This window comes from Bradyrhizobium sp. ORS 111 (assembly GCF_045571485.1).
In the GTDB taxonomy this organism is placed as follows: Bacteria; Pseudomonadota; Alphaproteobacteria; order Rhizobiales; family Xanthobacteraceae; genus Bradyrhizobium.
The window spans coordinates 6,818,176-6,837,720 of sequence record NZ_CP120701.1 but is presented as its reverse complement, the minus strand read 5'-3'; the positions used below and the strand labels follow the sequence as shown (position 1 = coordinate 6,837,720).

Below are 19,545 nucleotides of genomic sequence, written 5' to 3'. Positions count from 1 at the left end.
AGCCAACGCAGATTGGTTTCGAACAAGGGGTGGTGCGCATGGGTGGTCGCGTTGCTGCGGTTTGCTGCACGGTCTTGTGGGTTTTGCTCGCGTGCGATGCCGGCGCCCAGGAGCAGAAGATCGGCGCGCCGCCTGAAGCGTCCAACATGAAGCTGGTCGGATATAACGACCTGCAGGCGCGCAGTGCCTATCAGCCGACCATCCATCATCAGGGTGACCGCTGGATTGCCTATATCGGCCATCACGGCGGCACCGACGACGTCCCCAATCCCGTCAATCCGATGACCGGCAAGGCCGAGCCGAACGGCACCTCGATCGTCGACGTCACTGATCCCGCGCACCCGAAATATCTGCGGCACATTCCAGGGCAGGAAGGCAAATATGAATCCGGCGGCGCGCAGATGGTGCGCGTCTGCGACGGCAAGGATCTGCCCAAGGGCGATCACAACGCGGTCTACATGCTGCGCACCTTCGGCAGCGAGGCGCATGAGATCTGGAACGTCGCCGATCCCGCCAATCCCGTCTTGATCACACGGATCGGCGAAGGGCTGAAGGACACGCACAAGAGCTGGTGGGAATGCGGCACCGGCATCGCTTACCTGGTCTCGGGCGCGCCGGACTGGCGCACGCGGCGCATGACGCAGGTCTACGATCTCTCCGATCCCGCGCATCCCGTGAAGATCAGGGATTTCGGCCTGCCTGGGCAGCAGCCGGGGGCGACCGGCGCGGTACCGACCGAGCTGCACGGGCCGATCTCGACCGGTCCAAAGGGCAACCGGGTCTATTTCGGCTATGGCACTAACAAGGGCGGCTTCCTGCAGATCGTCGATCGCGACAAGCTGTTGAACGGGCCGAAGGCGCCGACGCCGGAGAACCTGACATTCCCGGAGATCGCGCGGATGCCGCTGTCGGCACTGAACGGCGCGCATACGACGTTCCCGATGCCTGATATGCCGATCGCGGAATTCGCGCACGACAAGGATGGCCAGACCCGTGACATCGTGATGATCGTCGACGAGGCGATCCAGAACGAATGCGGCGAGGCGCGGCAGATGGTGTGGTTCGCCGACGTCACCACCGAGGCGCGGCCGATGGTGATCTCGAGCTACACGGTGCCGGAGCAAAGCGGATCGTTCTGCGAGCGCGGCGGCCGGTTCGGCTCGCATTCGTCGAACGAGAGCATGGCGCCGGTCTACTACAAGAAGTTGGCGTTCATCGCCTTCTTCAACGCCGGCGTCCGCGCGCTCGACATCCGCGATCCCTATCACCCGAAGGAGGTCGGTTACTTCATTCCCTCGATCACGCCCGCGACCGACAAGCGCTGCGTCACCATCGACGGCAAGCCGCGCTGCAAGGTCGCGATCCAGACCAACAACGTCGAGACCGACGATCGCGGCTACATTTATGCGGTCGACCGCGCCAACACCGGGCTGCACATTCTCGAACTGACCGGCCCGGCGCGCGCCGTTGCCGGCCTGCCATGAGCGCATCGTGACGCGTCCGTGGGCCGTGATCGCGGCGATGTTCCTGGCGCTCGGCGGCGCCTCGGCCGTCACGGGCTACGAGCTGGCGCCGCCGCGAGCGGGCGAATGGCAGGAGATGGCCTGGCCGTTCCCGCGCGACGGCTGGCCCGCCGGCCGCGCCTTCCGTTGTAACGCGGTCGATTGCGGCAGCGTTATCGAGGTCTATGTCCGGCCCAAGCTCGGCTTCTGCAACTGTGACAGCGGCGTTGCCGATGACGACGAGGTCGACCGTGTCGCCGATATCGACATGATCAGCCCGCGCTTCACGCCGCTGAAGGCGGGCGACGAGGTCCGCGTCGCCGAGCTGCGAGGACGGATCAGGGCATATGAGATCGATAGGCCCGGCGGCAAGCGTGCCGCGGTCGGCATCGCCGTGTCGCACCGCTGCGATTTGCTGGTTGCGGCCGCGCAGGGCGAAGGCGATGCGGCGCTGGTGCGGCGCGCGGTGCTGACGTTCCTGGCCGCGCCAAACATCAAGACCTGGATGGCCGCAACGATGGAAGGCCGTTGAGGCCGTCTCTCGCGCGCGAAGATGGTGTCGTCACCCGCGAAAGCGGGTGACCCAGTATTCCAGAGGCATCGATGCCTTACCGAGAAGCCGCGACGTACTGGACACCCCTTCGCCTTCGCGGGGTATGACAGACATGAGCGGGAACCGCTTCCTCTTCCTCGCGGTACGTGCATAAATTGCGTGTCACTTCCAGTGAGCCCCCACATGTCCCTGCAAGCCTATCTCGCCTTCGTCGCCGCCTGCATTGCGCTGGCGCTGTTGCCTGGCCCGATCGTCACGATGGTGATCGCCAATGGCCTGCGCTACGGCACCCGTGCTGCGCTCACCAACGTGCTGGGCGCGCAGGTCGGGCTCGCGATCGTGATCGGCACCGTCGCGGTCGGCCTGACCTCGCTGATGGCGACGATGGGCTACTGGTTCGACTGGGTGCGCTTCGCCGGCGCCGCTTATCTGGTCTGGCTCGGCATCAAGCTGATCCGCGCGCCGGTCGAAGGCATCAGCACCGACGAGACGCCACCGCCACCGCGCGGCGGCTTCTTCCTGCAGGGCTTCCTGGTGCTGCTGTCGAACCCGAAGGTGCTGGTGTTCTTCGGCGCCTTCATTCCGCAGTTCATGGACATGAGCAAACCCCACATCCCGCAGGTGGCCTTGCTCGGCGTCACCTTCATGGTGACAGCGGTTGTGACCGACGGCGCCTACGCGTTGCTCGCCGGCCGTGCCCGCAAATTCTTCTCCAAGGAGCGGACGCGGCTGATGTCGCGCATCTCCGGCGGCTTCATGATCGGCGGCGGCATCTGGCTGGCACTGACCCGGGCACGCTAGAACGAGATGTGATTGGGTCGAATCGGCACGCAGCGCCTTCTGCCACCTCTCCCTGACGGGAGGAGGTCGGATTGTATCGTCAGATGCAATCCGGGTGAGGGGTCTTGCGCTCTCGATAAATCGTAACCCCTCACCCGATTTGCTGCGCAAATCGACCTCTCCAACGGAGAGGTGACCTCCGACGCTGTTTTCAGGTCAACCTAATCCCACCGTGCTTTGGACCCAACCATCGGTTTCGTCCTGTTGCTGCGCGCGGTCGGGCGGCTGCTTTGAATCGACGAGCGCGCGTGGCGCTGCGTCACTCGTCAAAGAAGCCGGGGTGTCTCGCGACGAAGGAATGCAGCTCACGCGCGACACGGTCGAGATGGTTCGCCATCTCGCTCTTTGCCTGATCCGCCTTGTGCGCGGCGATCGCACGAAAGATCGCTTCGTGCTCCTGAAAGGTGCCCTGCGGTCGTCCCGGCTCCGGCAACAGCGTTCGACGGACCCGCTCGAGATGCGTGCGGATCGGATCGAGCACCTCGCCGATGCGCGCAAGATTCAGGGTCTCGGTCATCTGGTGGTGAAACCTGGTGTCGAGCTCGTGAAACCCTTCAAGGTCTCCGCTTGAGATGGCGGCCTTCTGGTAGGCGAGATTCTGACCGAGCGCGGCGATCGCTTGGTCCGACATGTTGACGGCGCAGACGCCGACGACCTCGATCTCCAGGGCCCGGCGCATCAACATCCACTGCCGGACATCCTCGAGATGGATCCTCGCGACATAAGAGCCGCGCTGCGGCTCGACCACCACAAGCCCCTCAAAAGCGAGCCGGTTGATCGCGGTCGTGATCGAGAGCCTGGACACATCGAACGTGGCGCACCACTCGTTCTTGTCGATCGGGGTGTCCGGTGCGAGCGCGCCTGAGACGATGGCCTGCTTGAGCGCCGAATACGCCTGGTCGACCTTTGACCCGCCGGCCCGCCGCCCTCGCGCGGCGGACGTTGCTCCGCTGAACCTGCCGACTGAACGCGAATCCATGCCGTGGTCCTGATTCTCACACGTCCGGTGGACAACAGACTTGACGATCAGCAACTGATATAACTAGCATATCAGCAACAAGCAACGATCACCTGCGGCGCGATCCCCAAGATCGCGCACGCTGGGGAGGAAGAGCCTGATGGAAAGACGCCTCGGCGCCCTCGGAGCGGACGACGAGTGGAGTGCACGCCGCGCGTCTCGCGTGGTTGCATCTGGCAGCCGGGTTGCCGCGCCCGCCGGGCAAACCATTCTTGCTGCGCAGGGCGTCTCGAAGTCCTTTGCGGGCGTCCGGGCGCTCAACAATGTCGACTTCGATCTGCGCCGCGGCGAAGTGCATGCATTGATGGGCGAGAACGGTGCCGGCAAGAGCACGTTCATGAAGATTCTCGCCGGGGTGCAGGCGAGCGACGACGGCCTCATCGAGGTCGAGGGCCGCGCGGTATCGTTCAGCGGCGTGCGCGACGCCGAGGAGGCCGGCGTCGCGATTATCCATCAGGAACTCAATCTCGTTTCCGAATTGAGCGTGGCCGACAATATCTTCCTCGGTCGCGAGCCGCGCATTGCCGGAATGTTCGTCGATCGCCGGCGAATGATCGCGGCGGCCGAGCGGATCCTGCGGCGCCTCGACGTCAAGATCGCTCCCGAGAGCCGGGTCGCCGGACTGCGCGTCGGTGAGCAGCAATTGGTGGAGATCGCCAAGGCGCTGTCGCTGAACGCCCGCATCCTCATCATGGACGAGCCGACATCGGCGCTGTCGTCGTCGGAATGCAAGACGCTGTTCAAGATCGTGCGCCAGCTCACGAGCGAGGGCGTCGCGATCATCTACACCTCGCACCGGATCGAGGAGGTGCTCGGTCTCGCCGATCGCGTGACTGTCTTGCGCGACGGAAAACGCGTGGTGACGGCGCCCATCAACGAGTTGTCGCACGGCGCGATCATCTCGGCGATGGTGGGCCGCGAGATCGCCGCAAACGATCGAGGCGCATCTGCATCGGACGGCGCGGTCGTGCTCTCGGTGCGGGATTTGACCCTCGATACGCTCGGCCCGCGCGGCTGGCGGCGGATGCTGCACGGCGTCAACTTCGAGCTCAGGCGCGGCGAGATCCTCGGTATCGGTGGCCTGCTTGGCTCCGGCCGGACCGAGATCCTGGAGTCGATCTTCGGGGTTGCCCGCGGCTGGCGTGGCGGCGAGATCGCGATCGATGGCGGGGCCGTCGATATCGGATCGCCTGCGGACGCCTATCGCCTCGGTCTCGCGCTTGTCAGCGAGGATCGCAAGGAGCGCGGCCTGCATCTCTCCGCCTCGATCTGCGACAACATCGCGCTGCCCTCGATCGGCGCCATGTCGCGGTTCAGCCTGCGCACATTCGCCGGGGAACGCACGCTGGCCGCCGATATGGTGCGCCGGCTTTCGATCCGCTGCACGGGCATCAGCCAGAGCGCCGCCACGCTCTCCGGCGGCAATCAGCAGAAGGTGGTGATCGGAAAATGGCTGGCGACCGAGCCGCGCATCCTGCTGCTCGACGAGCCGACCCGCGGCATCGACGTCGGCGCCAAGCAGGAGATCTATCAGTTGATCTTCGACCTCGGCCGGCAAGGCCTCGGTATCATCGTGGTGACCTCGGAGTTGCCGGAGCTGCTGCTGCTGTCCGATCGGATACTGGTCATGTGCGAAGGACGGCAGACCGGGGTGCTGCGGCGCGAAGATGCGACGCAAGAAGCGGTGATGCGACTTGCGGCGCCCGGCATGGCTGCGCAGCCGCAGGGAGTGCCGTCATGACCGCGCTTCGGCTCTTGTCGCGGACCAAGCTCTATTGGGGCTTGCTGATCATCTGCGTGATCGGCGCGCTCACCTCGCCGCATACGTCCTCGGGCCACAACATCTTCCTGTCCTACGCCAATCTCACCGACGTCCTGCGCCAGGTCTCGATCACGGGGCTGGTCGCGGCCGGCATGACGATGGTCATCCTGCTGGGCGGCATCGATTTGTCGGTCGGCTCGGTGATGGGCTTTTCGACGGTCATCTGCGCGATGTTGTTGACCAAGCCGGGCTGGACCGCGGCATCGGCGCTGGGGGTGCCGGCTGCGACGATTGTCGGGGGTGCGGCCGTGGCGCTTGCCGCGCGCTTCATCCTCGTCGGCCTGGCGCGCAGCCACGATGTCGGCGCCGGACGGCGCCGCGACGTCGCGCTGTCACCGTGGCGGAGCATGGGCATTCCCGGGCTGCTCGGTCTCATCGTCGCGATCGCGGTGGCATGGTGGACGGCGAACCAGGTGACAACCAAATTCGGCGTCCTTGGCGTTCTGCTGGTCGCGCCGAGCCTTGCGCTGTTGCTCGGCGGCATCAACGGGCTTCTCATCGTCTCCGGGCGCCTGCAGCCGTTCATCGTCACGCTGGCGATGATGGTGAGTGCGCTTGGCATCGCCCGGCTTACCGCCGGACAGGACAATGCCGTGGTGCCGGTCTATACCGGCACCAACGCGACCGAGGCATTCGAGCTTCTGCGCTCGATGCTGTGGGGTGTGTTGCCGGTGCCGAGCGTGTTCTTTCTGGCGGCGATCGTGCTGTTCGGCGCGATCCTGCGGTTCACCACCTTTGGCCGCTACACCTACGCGATCGGCGGCAATGTCGAGGCTGCCAAGCTTTCGGGCATCAAGGTCGCCCAGGTCCAGCTTACCGCTTACCTGCTCTCCGGTCTGCTGGCCGGCATCGCCGGGGTTCTGTTCGTCGCTCAGTACCGCCAGGGCAAGCCCGACGCCGGCACCGGGCTCGAACTCGACGCAATCGCCGCGGTCGTCATCGGCGGCACGAGCCTGATGGGCGGTCGGGGCGGGCTCGCCGGGACGTTCGTCGGCGTCCTGATCTTCGGCCTGCTTTCAGACATCCTGCAGCTCCAGAACATCGATTCCAATGTCCAGTTGCTGATGAAGGGGCTGATCATCGTCTGCACGGTCCTGGTGCAGGAGCAGAATCTCGGCCAGCTCTTCGCGCGGTGGCGATTCAGCCGATCGGCGGAGGTAAAGGCCGAGCCAAAAACAGCCGAGCCCGATCGGCCGTCAAGCGCCGTAAAGGCGCAATTTGCAAGGGAGGATCTCGATGAAGCGTCGTGAATTCTTGAAATTGTCGACCACCATCGCAGGCGCTGCGATGACCGTCTACATGCCGGCGAACTGGACCCCCGCCAAGGCGGCCGGCAAGTGGAAGGTCGGCTTCAGCCAATGCACCACGCTCGAGCCGTGGCGCGTCCAGTTCAACAAGGACATCCAGGCCGAGGCGAAGAAGCAGCCGGACGTCGACCTCGTGATCACCGACGGCCAGGACAAGACCGAGAAGCAGGTCGCCGATTGCGAGAACCTGATCGTGCAGCAGGTCAACGTCCTGTTGATTTCTCCGAAGGAGTCGGCCGGGTTGACCGGCGTGGTCGAGAAGGCGATCGACGCCAAAATTCCCGTGATCGTGCTGGATCGCAACGTCGATACCAAGCGGATCACCCAATTCATCGGCGGCGACAATGTCGCGATCGGCCGTGCCGCCGGCGAATACGCCGTGAAGCTGCTCGGTGGTCCCGGCAAGGCGGCCGGCAATGTTGTCGAGATCTGGGGCGGCATGGGCACCCAGCCGGCGCATGACCGGCACGACGGCTTCCACGCCTTGACGGACAAGGAGCCGGGTATCAAGAACCTGCTCAACAACCAGTCGGGCGACTGGAAGCAGGACAAGGCCTACAACATCATGACGACGGCGCTGCGCAACCACGAGAAGATCGATCTGGTCTACGGCCACAACGATCCGATGGCCTATGGCGCCTATCTCGCCGCCAAGGATGCCGGCCGCGACAAGGACATCAAGTTCATCATCGGCATTGACGGCCTGCCGGACGAAGGCGTCACCTGGGTCAGCAAGGGCCAGCTATCGGCGACATTCCTCTATGCAACGCCCGGAGCCGAGGGGCTGCGACAGGCGGTCAAGCTCCTGAAGGGCGAGAAGCTGCAGCCGGTCATCACCTTGCCCACGATGTTGATCACCAAGGACAACGCATCCGACATCCTGAAGAAGAACGGATTGCTTTGACCTTGCAGGTCACCTTGGTGCGATCATGAGGCGTCAGAGTCTGGTTCGGGCGATCGAGCCAGACTTTGAAGCCATGCGCGCGCTGGAGCCGATGGCACGGGCGCGCTTGAGAGCAGGATTGTCCAGTCCTCACCGGGACGTTTGACAGAGGGCGTAAGAACGCCTCAAGCTGCGGCGCTCGGGTCGCGACGGGGGCGAGGTCACCGTTCGAGGAAGCGAGGAGGACAGCGTGCTGCTCGATCCGCGCCGCGGTGATATCGAGGACGATGCCGCCAGTCCCGGACAGCGCTCGCTGCTCAAGATCGCCGGCAGCCTGCTGGTCGAGATCAGCCTTCCGAAGCTAGTGGTTGCCTGGGCGTTCCTGCTCCTGCTGCCGAGCCTCTTGCTCGGCCTTGCACCGCTGGTCGCCTCGGCCTGGTTCGCGAGCCTTTCCGCACATGCTCGCGCCGTGACCGAACTAGGTGCTGCCCTGGCGCTGGTCGCGATCGCGGGCTTGGGCTGGATCGGCTGGCGACCGCTGCTTCGTATCGCCGAGACCAACTTCTGGTCACTCAACGCGCTCGCGATTCAGCCGAGCTATGCGTTCGCGCGCGAGGCTCTGCGCCATCTTGTGGAACGCGCGTGGCGCAAGGTTACACCTGCCTTCCGCACGCAGCTCCGCCGCGCCTGCTCGCTCGGCGCCGGCGTCACGCTGTCGGCGGTCGCGGCGCTGATCGCGGCTCTGGCATGGCCCGCGTCGCGATGGACCGCCAACCTGCACGAGTTGGCGCTGCTGCACCATCTGGTGGTGCCGATGCTCGCCAACGCGGTCGTGCTGGTGTCCTGCTATCTTGCGGTCGCTTCGCTGGCCTGGAGCATGGCTGATGCGAGCATGGACCAGCCGGTCGATCTCGCCGCTTTCGACGCGATGCCATCGGGAGCCAGCGTTTGGCGCGTTGCCCATCTGTCCGATCTCCACACGGTCGGTGAGCGATATGGCTTCCGGATCGAGAGTGGTCGGGGCGGACCGCGGGGCAATCAACGCCTCGCGAGCGTACTGGCGCGCCTTGCCGCGATCCACGCCGCCGATCCGCTCGATCACGTGCTGATCACCGGCGACATGACCGATGCCGGCCGGCCCAGCGAATGGGCCGAGCTTCTCGATGCGTTGTCCCGTCATCCCGAACTTGCCGCACGGACGATCATGCTTCCGGGGAACCATGACCTGAATATTGTCGATCGTGCCAATCCGGCCCGTCTCGACCTGCCGTTCAGCCTGGGGAAGCGGCTGCGGCAGCTTCGCACGCTCTCGGCCATCACGGCGGTACAAGGTGACCGCGTGCGCATTGTCGAGAGTTCGGGCAAGCTGTCCACCACGCTGCTTCAGGCACTGACGCCATACCGCGAGCGGATCACCGGGGTTGCGGAATCAGGCGGATTGTTCCCTGCGGCCGCGCTCCGGCAGGTATTCGACGATCAGTTTCCGATGATCCTGCCGCCCGACCGCGATGACGGGCTGGGGATCGCCATCCTCAACTCCAACGCCGAAACCCATTTCTCTTTCACCAATGCGCTCGGCCTGGTCTCCGACGCGCAAATGCGGCGTCTGGACACCGCAATCCGCCAGTATCCGCAGGCGTGCTGGATCATCGCGCTTCATCATCACCTCATCGAATACCCTATGGCGGTGAAGGCGTTCTCAGAGCGTGTCGGAACGGCATTGATCAATGGTAGCTGGTTTGTCCGCCGATTGCAGGCGTTTGCCGGCCGCTCGATCGTGATGCACGGTCACCGCCACGTCGACTGGATCGGCGAGTGCGGCGTGCTGAGGATCATCTCGGCCCCGTCGCCTGTGATGAGCGCCGGTGACGATGTCACGACGCATTTCTACATCCACCAAATGGCGAAAGGTCCGGACGGAAGGCTTTGTATGGCCGAGCCCGAGCGGGTGGAGATAGCAGGAAGCTAAAGCAGGATGAGCTTGGGTCGAAATGACACGCAGCGGCTTCTGTCCACCTCTCCCCGACGGGGAGAGGTCGGATTGCGCGCGGCGATGCGAAGCATCGTCCGGTGCAATCCGGGTGAGGGGCCTTGCGCTCTCGATAGACCGTAACCCCTCACCCGATTTGCTGCGCAAATCGACCTCTCCCAAGGGAGAGGTGACCTCCGGCGCTGTTTCAGATCAACTTAATACCATCATGCTTTTTGGCGGCCTCACGGCTTTTCCGCCGCACTCTTTGCCGATCCGCCGAACAGATCGGAGATCCAGAAGGTGGAGGGATGCTGGGCGCAGAAGGTGAGCATCGCAAGCGTGATCGGCACACCGATGAAGGTCCCGAACAAGCCCCACAGGAAGGTCCAGAAGAAAATCGCAAACAGCACCAGGAATGGCGAGATCGACAGCATGGAGCCGGCGACGCGTGGCTCGACATAGCTGCCGATCGCGAACTGGATGATGTTGAGACAGACGAAGATCCCGAGCACGGCTTGCCAGTGCTCGAACTGCGTCATCGCCAGCAGGGTGGGGAACAGCGTCGCGATAAAGGGGCCGATGAAGGGGATATAGTTGAGCACGAAAGCGATCACGCCCCATTCAAATGCGAACGGCAGTCCCGTCACCGCGGCAAAGCTGCCCACGAGCAGGCCCGTGGCGGCGCTCATCTGCGTGCGGACCAGCAGGTATCTGCGGAGCTTGGCCGCGGTCGCCCTGCTGCCCTCGATCAGCACGCGCGCGGCGGTGCGGTTCTGCACGCGTTCGACTCGAGCTGTGACATCTTCGATCTCGAGAAGCCCGAGCACGACGTAGACGAGCACGACCAGCCAGAAACTCAGCGTCGTGTTAAGACGACCAGTGACGTATTGCGTGGCGCGGAACAGCCAGCCGACGTTGAAATGTTCGGCCCAAAGGCCCGCGACGGAGACGCCATGATCGTCCAGCCATGCCACGGCGGTTGCGTAAAGAGCTTGGTACCGCGTCGCATCCGCGATCACATAGTGTCCGACGCGGCCAAATCCCCACGCGGCCAGTGAGGCAAAGGCGAGGCAGACCGCAACCGTCAGGAGAACGGTGATCGCGAGCCCGATAAGCCTTGGTAACCAGGATTGCAGCCATTTCTGGATCGGCCAGACGATCGACATGATGAAAAGGGCAGCGGCCAGCGGCGCGAACACGCTTCTCGCCTGGCCCAGCGCTGCGATGAGCAGTATCGCCGCGATGATACCGGTCGCGATATTGAGTCCCGGGCTCATCTTTGAGTTGTCCAATATCCTTGCACACGGAGAGTGTCAGCTCCCAAGCGCTGCGACAAGACGGAAATGGCCAGCAAGACAGCGAACCCTTCGGGACGTCGGATGCGCCGAGGGACGCAAGAGTGTTGCCGCGATCTGACGAGCGGAATTAACTCAAAAGAGAGGCCGTTGCCGGCCGCGAGATCGCCGTTTTGAGAGCGGATGCTTGGGTGGCAGCGTGGCACGACAACCGAGGTCGAAATGAACGGTCCGATCTTCCGCAGAAGCGACGGTGTGTGGCTGAACGAGCCGCAACGATGGTCCACGGAGGGTGACAGCCTCGAGATCGTCACTGACCAGGCCACCGACTTCTGGCGCGAGACGCATTACGGCTTCAACCGGGACAGCGGACACTTCCTGGGTTTCCGGACCGGCGAGGCATTCACCGCCGAGTTGCGTGTCCGGGGAGATTTTCAGGCGCTCTACGATCAGGCCGGCATCATGGTGCGGATCGACGCGCAGCATTGGGTCAAGGCCGGAATCGAGTTCTCGGACGGCAGCGCCATGCTTGGCAGCGTCCTGACCGACGGCCGATCGGATTGGGCCACGGCGCACTACGGGCACGACGCGAGCGACTTCAGGGTGCGTGCGACCGTCGAAAACGGCGTCCTGCGCTTGCAGGCGTCCGCCGACGGCAAGCGCTGGCCGCTGATGCGGCTGGCGCCGTTCCCAAAAGCGAACTCCTACCTTGTCGGCCCGATGGCTTGCACGCCCGAGCGGGCCGGCCTGAAGGTCGCCTTCTCGGCGTTTCGTCTGACACCGCCGCTTGGCAAGGATCTGCATGATCTCGGTTGAGGGCAGGCGTCTCCGAGACTCGCTGCGGGCGAACCCGGACTTATTGACGCGGAGCCGGCAAGCTGGCCGAGATCGCGGCGGCGGGCTCGGCCGGCTGCATCAAGCGCGGCTGTCGGGCGGGCTTGATCGTGATCGAGTTCAGCAGCGTCGCAGCCGCGATCATCAGCAGAATGCCGCCGACGCTGAGCGCGATCTGCATGGCAACTCCGTCCGAGATCTCGAGCAACGCCAGGTGGCTGCCGCAGGCCAATAGCACGCCGAGGCAATAGATCGGCAGCGAGTTCTGGCCACAGCGGATCATGCTGCGCAGCGCCGGTGTCCGCAGCGCCGGCCAATCAGGCGGGACCAGCCGCACCGCCACGATCGCGATCGCCAGAAAATGCAGCAGCCGTAGCGGATCGAGGTTCGATTTGTCCACCGAGTGAAGCAGTTTCGCCAACGCCGCCGGGACCACGGCTTCCAACGGCTTGATGTGCCAGCTCAAGGCAATGACGAGGCTGACGAGCAGATACAGCACGGCAACGACCAGCACCGCGCGTGACGTGACCCATGATTGGGCGGGCTTGCCCGCGATCATCCACCACGCGCCGAGCACGACCAGGAGCTGCCAGGCCATCGGATTGAAGGCCCAATGGCTGCTCGGCCATGCCGGCACCATCCAGCCGAACACCTGCACCAGCAGATAAAGTGCAAAGGAGGTGCCCAGCGTGGCGTTCGGCCAGCGCAGCAACAGCCATAACAGCGGCGCAAACAACAGATGGAGCAGCACGAAGATCGGCAATACGTCGGCGTTGACCGGGCGGTATTGCAGGATCACCGCATGCGCGAGCGTCGCGCCCGGATCTTCCAGCAGAACGCGCGTGTTGCTCTCGTCGGCAAGGTCGTCGCCGCCCGCGAGATAGATCATGATGGCGTAAGCGAGCGTGAGCAGCAGGAATGCCGCATAGATATCCCATCCGCGCCGCAGCGAGCGGCTGATCACGCCGTTCCAGCCTTCGTGGCGGCACGCCCTGCCGTAGGCCAGCGCGCAGGTCACGCCCGACATGAACATGAAGACTTCCGCGGCATCGCTGAAGCCGTAGTTCTTGAGCGTCAGCCAGCTTCCGATGTTGTTGGGCACGTGATCGAGAAAGATGCACCACAGCGCAATGCCGCGGCAGGCATCGATACGCAGATCGCGACGTGATCCGGTGAGATCCGGCGCCGGCTCGCCGGCCAACGGCTTCGAGATGTGCATGCGACTGTGCATTTGGTTGCCCCGAGCGGCATCCACCACATTTTCGGCCGGTCGGATCGATCAGACATTCAGGAAGGGAGCGACGTCGCACCTCGCGCCGCTGGCGGCGTTCCAGTCCTGGGCCGGCCGAGCCGATTCCGTTACCAGCTACCGGATGGAGGGGGCGTCGCCCGTCGCGGTGTCATCCAGATCATTACCGCGATGTCCGGGTTTGGCAGAATTGGTGGCATCCCAATCGATGTCGAGACCGTTGTCGCTGACAGTGATAACCAGGAGCTGCTTGCGCATTTCAGCGAGGCGGGCGCGGCAATATTCCCGATAGAGCAGGTCGAGTATGGACATGGTCAATTCCTCACGTAATCGGCACTGTTGGCGCCCCATGCAATTATTTTCGGTTATTTCGTCGGGCCGACGACAAACAGCGCCGGCGCATTCTCTGACGAAGATTGCCATCCCGCGCCGAGCGCGGGACAGGACGCGATCATCAGAGAATCGGACATCCGGGATGGAGCAATCGGATCGCAGCCCAGATCACTGAATGCAATTGAATACGAGCAATGTTGCAAGTTCGAGCAATGATTTCGGCCGCTGCTCCGACGATGTCCAAAACGGACGTGATAGCGGCAACCTGAAATAGCCTGATCATGGTTCTCTCCTCTTTAGAGAGATATTTTCACCACGACTTTCGCAATTACTTTAGTCCAGAGTTCCTCGCCTCGACGTGAACCAGCTCACTTGCAGTGTCGATTGCGATGAGTGACACTACCAGCAAGACACCGTTATGTCTTGGACTTCCGCGCACCTCGCATTGGCAGCTCGGGTGCGCGAAGCGCAAATTGCAGATAGCGAATTTCAGATATCAATTTCAGATGTCGTAGTCGATTGTCGGAATAACTCCGGTTGTTGCGTGAGGCTTGGAGATTCCGCATGTCCGCTGGTGCAGCCGATTTCAACTCGATTCGATTTTCCACCCGCGAGCTTCCCGAGCGGATGCGCATCCCGATGTGGCGCGAGGAGTTCGGACGGCGCATCGTTCACGCCGATATTGCGGCTGTGTCCGATGCTCCCTTCCACGCCGAAGCGACGCTTCAGATGGTTTGCGGACTGCGCATGCTCGCATGGAAGGGATCGGCCATGCGCTTCAAGCGCTCGCGAGCGAATATCGTCGATGGCGATGACTCGATCGGCCTCGTCGTCAGCTCTCCGAGCGCGAGCCAGCTATCGCAGCGCGGCCGCGAGATCGAATTCCGCGGTGGGGATGCGATCGCGCTTCTGCATTCGGAGCCGGCAACTGTCCACTATGTCGATGGACTTCAAGTCGGTCTGGCGGTGCCGCGCGACGCGCTGGTGCCGCGCGTGACCGATGTCGACAGCCTCGTCATGCGGAGGATTCCCCGTCGAACCGAGGCGCTCCGGCTTCTCATGACCTATCTGAAGTCGGCATTGGCGCAACGCGCGCTGGCTGCGCCCAAGCTGCGCGATACCATCGTGACCCATGTCCATGACCTCGTGGCGCTCGCAATCGATGAATGCGCCCCGTTGGGCGAGAGCAGCGCAAGCGCGGTGATCGCGGCGCGCCACAGCGCCGCCCTCGACCACATCGCGGCGCATTTTCAGGATCCGGAGCTCAGCCTGGAGATCGTGGCCCGTCGCCAGGGCATCTCTCCGCGCTACCTGCAACGCTTGATGGCGTCGTCGGGAGCATCCTTTACCGAGCGCGTCAATGAATTGCGGCTGCAAAAGGCGTTCGCGCTGCTGACCGCGCCACACGGCGGCGCGCAGCGCATTTCCGATATCGCGCTGGAGGTCGGCTTTTCGGACATCTCGCACTTCAACCGGCTGTTCCGGGCCCGCTTCGGCGATTCGCCGCGCGGCGTGCGCAGCGCCGGCAGCCGCGCGGCGTGATCTCACGCGATCAACGCCTCAGCCCGCAGCGTTGCCTCGATCTCGCCGAGGATGCGCGCCAGGCGGTCCGCCCATGCCGTCTCGCCGGCCTGGTCGGCGATCAGGTCCTGGCGGATCTCGATGCCGGAATTCATCAGCCCGCGCATCTCGCCATGCACGGGGATCGTGTAGTCGGTCTCGTCGCTGACCGCATAAGGTTCGTTGTCGCCGACCACGAGGTCGCCTTCGCCGCGCAGATGTCTCAGCAGCAGCGGCGGCAGCACCGTGTCGCGGTGATACAGCGTCCCGATGTGCCAGGGCCGGGTGATGCCGGCGTAGACGGGCGTGAAGCTGTGCAGCGACACCAGCACCGTCGGCATGCCGCGCTGCATCCGTTCGTCGATGATCTCGTCGATGCGCCGGTGATAGGGATCGAAGATCTGCTTGCGGCGCATCTCGGCATCGTCGCGCGACAGGCCTTCATTGCCGGGAATGGTGGTTGCTTCGCTGATCAGCGGGATCGAGCTTGCGACCCGCGGCGGGCGATTGCAGTCGATCACCAGCCGCGAATAGCGTTGCGCGATCAGGTGCACGTCGAGCTTGTCGGCGAGCTGTTCGGCGACGCCGGCGATGCCGATGTCCCAGGCGATGTGGCGCACAAGCTCGCTGTCCGGCAGGCCGAGATCGCCGAGCGGCTTGGGGATCAGCCGGCCGTAGTGATCGCAGGTGAACAGGAATGGTGAGCGGCTGTCCGGGTTGCGTTCCAGGATTGGCGAAACATCGGTGTCTGTGAGCAGAAATGACGGAGCACCGACGCTATTCAACGTGTTTTTCCTCAATTTTGCCGGTTCAGGCGGCGAGCCGATCTGGAAGCGAGCGGTAATCCTCTATAGATCAAGCCGCCCGAAATCACGATGATTGTCGACGCGCCGCTCGTGACTATCCATCACAACACCGTTGATCGCCATAAATGCCCGGAGGCGAGGAGCGATAGCGACGAGCTGTCCGGCAAAGGCGGAAGCAATCCATCTTTGCGGCATGGATTGCTTCGCTTCGTTCGCAATGACATAGAAGGCCATGACCTCCGACCTGCTCTTCGTCTACGGCACGCTGATGCGCGGCTTCGATCATCCGATGGCGAAGCTGCTGTCGGCCAATGCCGACTTCCTCGGCGAGGCGCACTGCCGCGGCCGGCTCTATCTCGTGAAGCATTATCCCGGGCTAGTGGCGTCGGACGACCCCGTAGACATCGTGCACGGCGAATTGTTCCGCCTGCGTGCGCGCGAGGCGATGCTGCGCGAGTTCGACATGTATGAAGCCTGCGGCGACGGCTTTCCGCCGCCGACCGAATATGTCCGTGAGATGCTGAAGGTCAGGCGTGCCGATGGGAGTGCAAACGAGGCCTGGACCTATCTCTACAACTGGCCGGTGACGAACCTGCCGCGCATCGCCTCGGGCCGATTTCTCGGGCACTAAAGCGCGATGAATTTAGTTCGAATCGATTTTGGCCACGCCTTCGGGTCACCTCTCCCCGACGGGGAGAGGTCGATTTGCGTCAGCAAATCGGGTGAGGGGCCGCGGCGCCGCCGCCGCTCCAGCGCAGCCCCAACTCTAGATCTCGCGCACCACGCGGACGTCGACCTCGCGCTCGACATAGGCCCACTCTTCCGTGGCCCGCAGCATGCCGACCAGCTCGTCGAACAGCTCCGCATGCTCGGGCGCGAATTCGAACCAGGTCAGGAAATCGAAGGGGACGCCGAGATCGCGCGAATGGAATAGCTGGCGGGCGATCGCGGGCAGGTATTTCAGCGTGCCGGAGATATGGTGCGACTTATCCTCGAAGATCTTGCGCCGCTCTTCCTGCGTCAGCGCCCACCATGCGGCGGTCTTCCTGATCGGGATCAGCGCCGCATGCGTCGCCTCGCTCCGGCCGAGCTTGGGCTCGACGGCGGCGAGCTGGTCTTTCTCCTCCCGTTCGGTATAGCGCAGGTTGCTCGCGACACCGGCGAGCCGCCACGCGGTCGACGACGGCAACAGCGGCAGCGCAATCGCCTCGCTCGAAATCACCGACAGCGCCGCGACCTTCGGCAGCGTTTCGCCTTTCACCCGTGCGATGGAAGTCACCTTCCAGCCACCGCTCTGTCCGCCTCGGAATGTCGTGAACATGCCCTATCCAAGCGCGGAAGCGGGCGAGGTTCAAGCTGGCCGTAACCGCTCTCCACCGCAGATTCCGGGGTAGTCCGGCAGCACCAATGGCAGGATCACGGCCTGTGAATAGTCCGGAAAAGCCGCCGCAATCTTAGTAATTCGCCGGCCGTCCCTATATGGCTAACCGGTTATCCCTGGATTCTCGCCACCCCGACCTGATCGATGCGCTTCACGCCCCAATTCCTCGACGAGCTGCGCGCCCGGCTTCCGGTCTCGGAAGTCGTGGGCAAGCGCGTCAAGCTCAAGAAAGCGGGGCGCGAATGGAAAGGACTGTCGCCATTTCAGCAGGAGAAGACGCCGTCCTTCACCGTCAACGACCAGAAGGGCTTCTACCACGACTTCTCCTCGGGACGGCACGGCAACATCTTCGACTTCGTGATGGAGACCGAGGGCGTCAGCTTCCCGGAAGCGGTTGAACGGCTGGCGGCGATGGCAGGCATGGCGATTCCGGCGGCGACGCCGGACGCTGCCCGCCACGAGCAGCGCCGCCGCACGCTGCACGACGTGATGGAACTCGCCACGAAGTTCTTCGCCGACACGCTGGCCTCGCGGAGCGGCGCGAAGGCGCGCGGCTATCTTGCCGACCGCGGCATCTCGCCGGCGACCCAGCTCCAATTCCGCATGGGCTATGCGCCGCCGGACCGCTTCGCGCTGAAGGAGCATCTCGGCGCCCAGGGCATCTCCACCGAGGACATGGTGGAGGCGGGGCTCCTGGTGGCCGGCGAGGACAAGCCGGTGCCATTCGATCGCTTCCGCGACCGCGTGATGTTTCCGATATCAGATGCGCGCGGCCGCGTGATCGCCTTCGGCGGCCGTGCGCTGGAGAAGGACGTTCCGGCGAAATACCTGAACTCGCCGGAAACCACGCTGTTTCACAAGGGCGACAATCTCTACAACCTGTTCACCGCGCGCCAGGCCGCGCATGACGGCAGCCCGCTCATCGTGGTCGAAGGCTACGTCGACGTCATCGCGATGGTGACGGCGGGCTTTCCCGGTGCCGTGGCGCCGCTCGGCACCGCGCTCACCGAGAACCAGCTCGCGCTGCTCTGGAAGATGGCCGACGAGCCGATCCTCTGCTTCGACGGCGACCGCGCCGGACAGAAGGCGGCCTATCGCGCCGCGGATATCGCGCTGCCGAATCTGAAGCCCGGCAAGAGCCTGCGCATCGCGCTGTTGCCGGAAGGTCAGGACCCCGACGATCTCGCCCGCTCCGGCGGCCGCGGCGCGATCGAGGATGTGATCGGCGCCGCACGCCCGCTCGCCGACATGATCTGGTCGCGCGAGATCGAGGGCGGCAGCTTCGGCACGCCGGAACGGCGCGCCGCGCTGGAGGCGCGGATCGGCGAACTGACCAATGGCATCCGCGACGAGGTGGTGCGCCGTTACTATCGGCAGGATCTGCAGGAGCGCCTGCAGCGCAGCTTTGCGCCCGAGGGCGGGCGCGGCGGCTATGGCCGCGGCAATTTCCGGGGCCGCGGCGGCGAATCACCCCGCCAGTTTGTGCCCCGCGGCCCGGCCCCGGGCGGCCGATTCGCTGCCAAGGGCCCGGTTCCCGGCCTTGGCCGCGGCCCCTACCAGGCGGCGAGTCCGCAGCTCGCCAACAGCTCGATCATGCGCGGCCAGCGCAGCGCGATCTCGCGGCGTGAGGCCCTGATCCTGCAATGCCTGATCAATCACCCCTGGCTGCTGCACGACCATCTGGAGGAGGTCGCAGCGCTCGAACTCGCCCATCCCGAGGCCCATAAGCTCCGCGCCGCCATCATCGCAGCCTTCGCCAACGACCACCACCATTCCCCGGACGAGGAGGAGCAAGCCGAGAAAATGCGGGCCGATCTCGAGGCGGGAGGATTTTCGCAGGTACTTCAAAGGGTTGAGCTGGCGGTGACGACCCAGGCGGTGTGGGGCGCCAGGATCGGCGCGGCGCGGGAGGACGTTTTATCGACCTGGCGCCAACTTGTTGCCTTGCATCAGAAAACCCACGCCTTACTTAGGGAAAAGAAGGATGCTGAGGCGGCTTTGGCTGAGGACGGCAGCGAAACCAATCTGGCATGGCTGCGAGATATCCAGGCCCGGATGGCAGAAGCCGACGGGACCGAAGCCCTGATCGAGGGGTTCGGCGAATTGTCGGGTCGGTTCCAGCGAAACGTTTGATAACAAAATGATGCGGACGGCGTCGGCCGAACCCGCAAAAAGACTCGCCAAATCCAT

18 protein-coding genes are annotated in these 19,545 nt (G+C 64.1%); 11 read left to right on the top strand and 7 right to left on the bottom strand.

Annotation, left to right across the window (positions count from 1 at the left end; translation table 11 throughout):
* The first annotated feature begins 38 nt into the window (after window positions 1-38).
* The 3 genes from P6U30_RS31445 to P6U30_RS31435 all read left to right on the top strand — a co-directional run bounded on the left by P6U30_RS31445 (window position 39) and on the right by P6U30_RS31435 (window position 2,856).
* Entirely contained in the window at window positions 39-1,484 is a 1,446-nt protein-coding gene (locus P6U30_RS31445; RefSeq protein ID WP_407166646.1) for an LVIVD repeat-containing protein, read from the top strand.
* A gap of 7 nt (window positions 1,485-1,491) precedes the next feature.
* A complete protein-coding gene (locus P6U30_RS31440; RefSeq protein WP_407166645.1) occupies window positions 1,492-2,034 on the top strand; it encodes a hypothetical protein in 543 nt (180 codons plus the stop codon).
* Window positions 2,035-2,238: 204 nt separating this feature from the next.
* Window positions 2,239-2,856 carry a LysE family translocator gene (locus P6U30_RS31435; RefSeq protein ID WP_407148375.1) on the top strand — a complete coding sequence of 206 codons (618 nt, stop codon included), beginning with the start codon at window positions 2,239-2,241 and terminating at the stop codon, window positions 2,854-2,856.
* 298 nt (window positions 2,857-3,154) lie between these two features.
* Here P6U30_RS31435 and P6U30_RS31430 read toward each other — a convergent pair whose 3' ends face one another.
* Window positions 3,155-3,874, bottom strand: coding sequence for a GntR family transcriptional regulator (locus tag P6U30_RS31430; protein WP_407166644.1), 720 nt, complete (start codon window positions 3,872-3,874; stop codon window positions 3,155-3,157).
* 139 nt (window positions 3,875-4,013) lie between these two features.
* Between P6U30_RS31430 and P6U30_RS31425 the strand changes: the two genes are divergently transcribed.
* The 4 genes from P6U30_RS31425 (at window position 4,014) to P6U30_RS31410 (ending at window position 9,894) form a co-directional block, all read left to right on the top strand.
* Window positions 4,014-5,654, top strand: coding sequence for a sugar ABC transporter ATP-binding protein (locus tag P6U30_RS31425; RefSeq protein ID WP_407166643.1), 1,641 nt, complete (start codon window positions 4,014-4,016; stop codon window positions 5,652-5,654).
* Entirely contained in the window at window positions 5,651-6,985 is a 1,335-nt protein-coding gene (locus tag P6U30_RS31420; RefSeq protein ID WP_407166642.1) for an ABC transporter permease, read from the top strand. The genes P6U30_RS31425 and P6U30_RS31420 overlap by 4 nt, the downstream gene beginning before the upstream one ends.
* On the top strand, window positions 6,972-7,946 hold the full coding sequence (locus P6U30_RS31415) for a substrate-binding domain-containing protein (RefSeq protein ID WP_407166641.1): 975 nt from the start codon (window positions 6,972-6,974) through the stop codon (window positions 7,944-7,946). Before P6U30_RS31420 ends, P6U30_RS31415 begins: the two co-directional genes overlap by 14 nt.
* A 229-nt stretch (window positions 7,947-8,175) precedes the next feature.
* A complete protein-coding gene (locus P6U30_RS31410) occupies window positions 8,176-9,894 on the top strand; it encodes a metallophosphoesterase family protein (protein WP_407166640.1) in 1,719 nt (572 codons plus the stop codon).
* Window positions 9,895-10,139: 245 nt separating this feature from the next.
* Here the strand turns inward: P6U30_RS31410 and P6U30_RS31405 are convergent, their stop codons facing one another.
* Complete coding sequence (locus tag P6U30_RS31405) at window positions 10,140-11,174, bottom strand: AI-2E family transporter (protein ID WP_407166639.1); 1,035 nt, start codon at window positions 11,172-11,174, stop codon at window positions 10,140-10,142.
* Between the two features lie 240 nt (window positions 11,175-11,414).
* On the opposite strand from P6U30_RS31405, the gene P6U30_RS31400 reads away from it, so the two are divergent.
* Window positions 11,415-12,008 carry a DUF1349 domain-containing protein gene (locus tag P6U30_RS31400; protein WP_407166638.1) on the top strand — a complete coding sequence of 198 codons (594 nt, stop codon included), beginning with the start codon at window positions 11,415-11,417 and terminating at the stop codon, window positions 12,006-12,008.
* A gap of 40 nt (window positions 12,009-12,048) precedes the next feature.
* Here P6U30_RS31400 and P6U30_RS31395 read toward each other — a convergent pair whose 3' ends face one another.
* On the bottom strand, window positions 12,049-13,257 hold the full coding sequence (locus P6U30_RS31395; protein ID WP_407166637.1) for an OpgC domain-containing protein: 1,209 nt from the start codon (window positions 13,255-13,257) through the stop codon (window positions 12,049-12,051).
* 135 nt (window positions 13,258-13,392) lie between these two features.
* Entirely contained in the window at window positions 13,393-13,587 is a 195-nt protein-coding gene (locus tag P6U30_RS31390) for a hypothetical protein (protein WP_407166636.1), read from the bottom strand.
* 585 nt (window positions 13,588-14,172) lie between these two features.
* Here P6U30_RS31390 and P6U30_RS31385 point away from each other — a divergent pair.
* Window positions 14,173-15,150, top strand: a complete 978-nt coding sequence (locus P6U30_RS31385; protein ID WP_407166635.1) for an AraC family transcriptional regulator — start codon at window positions 14,173-14,175, stop codon at window positions 15,148-15,150.
* Window positions 15,151-15,152: 2 nt separating this feature from the next.
* On the opposite strand, the gene P6U30_RS31380 is transcribed toward P6U30_RS31385, so the two are convergent.
* On the bottom strand, window positions 15,153-15,953 hold the full coding sequence (locus P6U30_RS31380; RefSeq protein WP_407166633.1) for an N-formylglutamate amidohydrolase: 801 nt from the start codon (window positions 15,951-15,953) through the stop codon (window positions 15,153-15,155).
* A 63-nt stretch (window positions 15,954-16,016) separates the two neighbouring features.
* Window positions 16,017-16,208 (bottom strand): hypothetical protein, encoded by a 192-nt coding sequence (locus tag P6U30_RS31375; RefSeq protein WP_407166632.1) that lies wholly within the window; start codon window positions 16,206-16,208, stop codon window positions 16,017-16,019.
* On the opposite strand from P6U30_RS31375, the gene P6U30_RS31370 reads away from it, so the two are divergent.
* The gene (locus P6U30_RS31370) at window positions 16,207-16,605 is read left to right on the top strand and encodes a gamma-glutamylcyclotransferase (RefSeq protein ID WP_407166631.1); all 399 of its coding nucleotides are present in this window, start codon (window positions 16,207-16,209) and stop codon (window positions 16,603-16,605) included. The two genes, P6U30_RS31375 and P6U30_RS31370, sit on opposite strands and share 2 nt — an antisense overlap.
* 135 nt (window positions 16,606-16,740) lie before the next feature.
* On the opposite strand, the gene P6U30_RS31365 is transcribed toward P6U30_RS31370, so the two are convergent.
* Window positions 16,741-17,295 carry a chlorite dismutase family protein gene (locus tag P6U30_RS31365; protein WP_407166630.1) on the bottom strand — a complete coding sequence of 185 codons (555 nt, stop codon included), beginning with the start codon at window positions 17,293-17,295 and terminating at the stop codon, window positions 16,741-16,743.
* Between the two features lie 204 nt (window positions 17,296-17,499).
* Here P6U30_RS31365 and dnaG point away from each other — a divergent pair, with 204 nt between their 5' ends.
* Window positions 17,500-19,488 (top strand): DNA primase, encoded by a 1,989-nt coding sequence (dnaG, locus tag P6U30_RS31360; protein WP_407166629.1) that lies wholly within the window; start codon window positions 17,500-17,502, stop codon window positions 19,486-19,488.
* Window positions 19,489-19,545 lie beyond the last annotated feature (57 nt).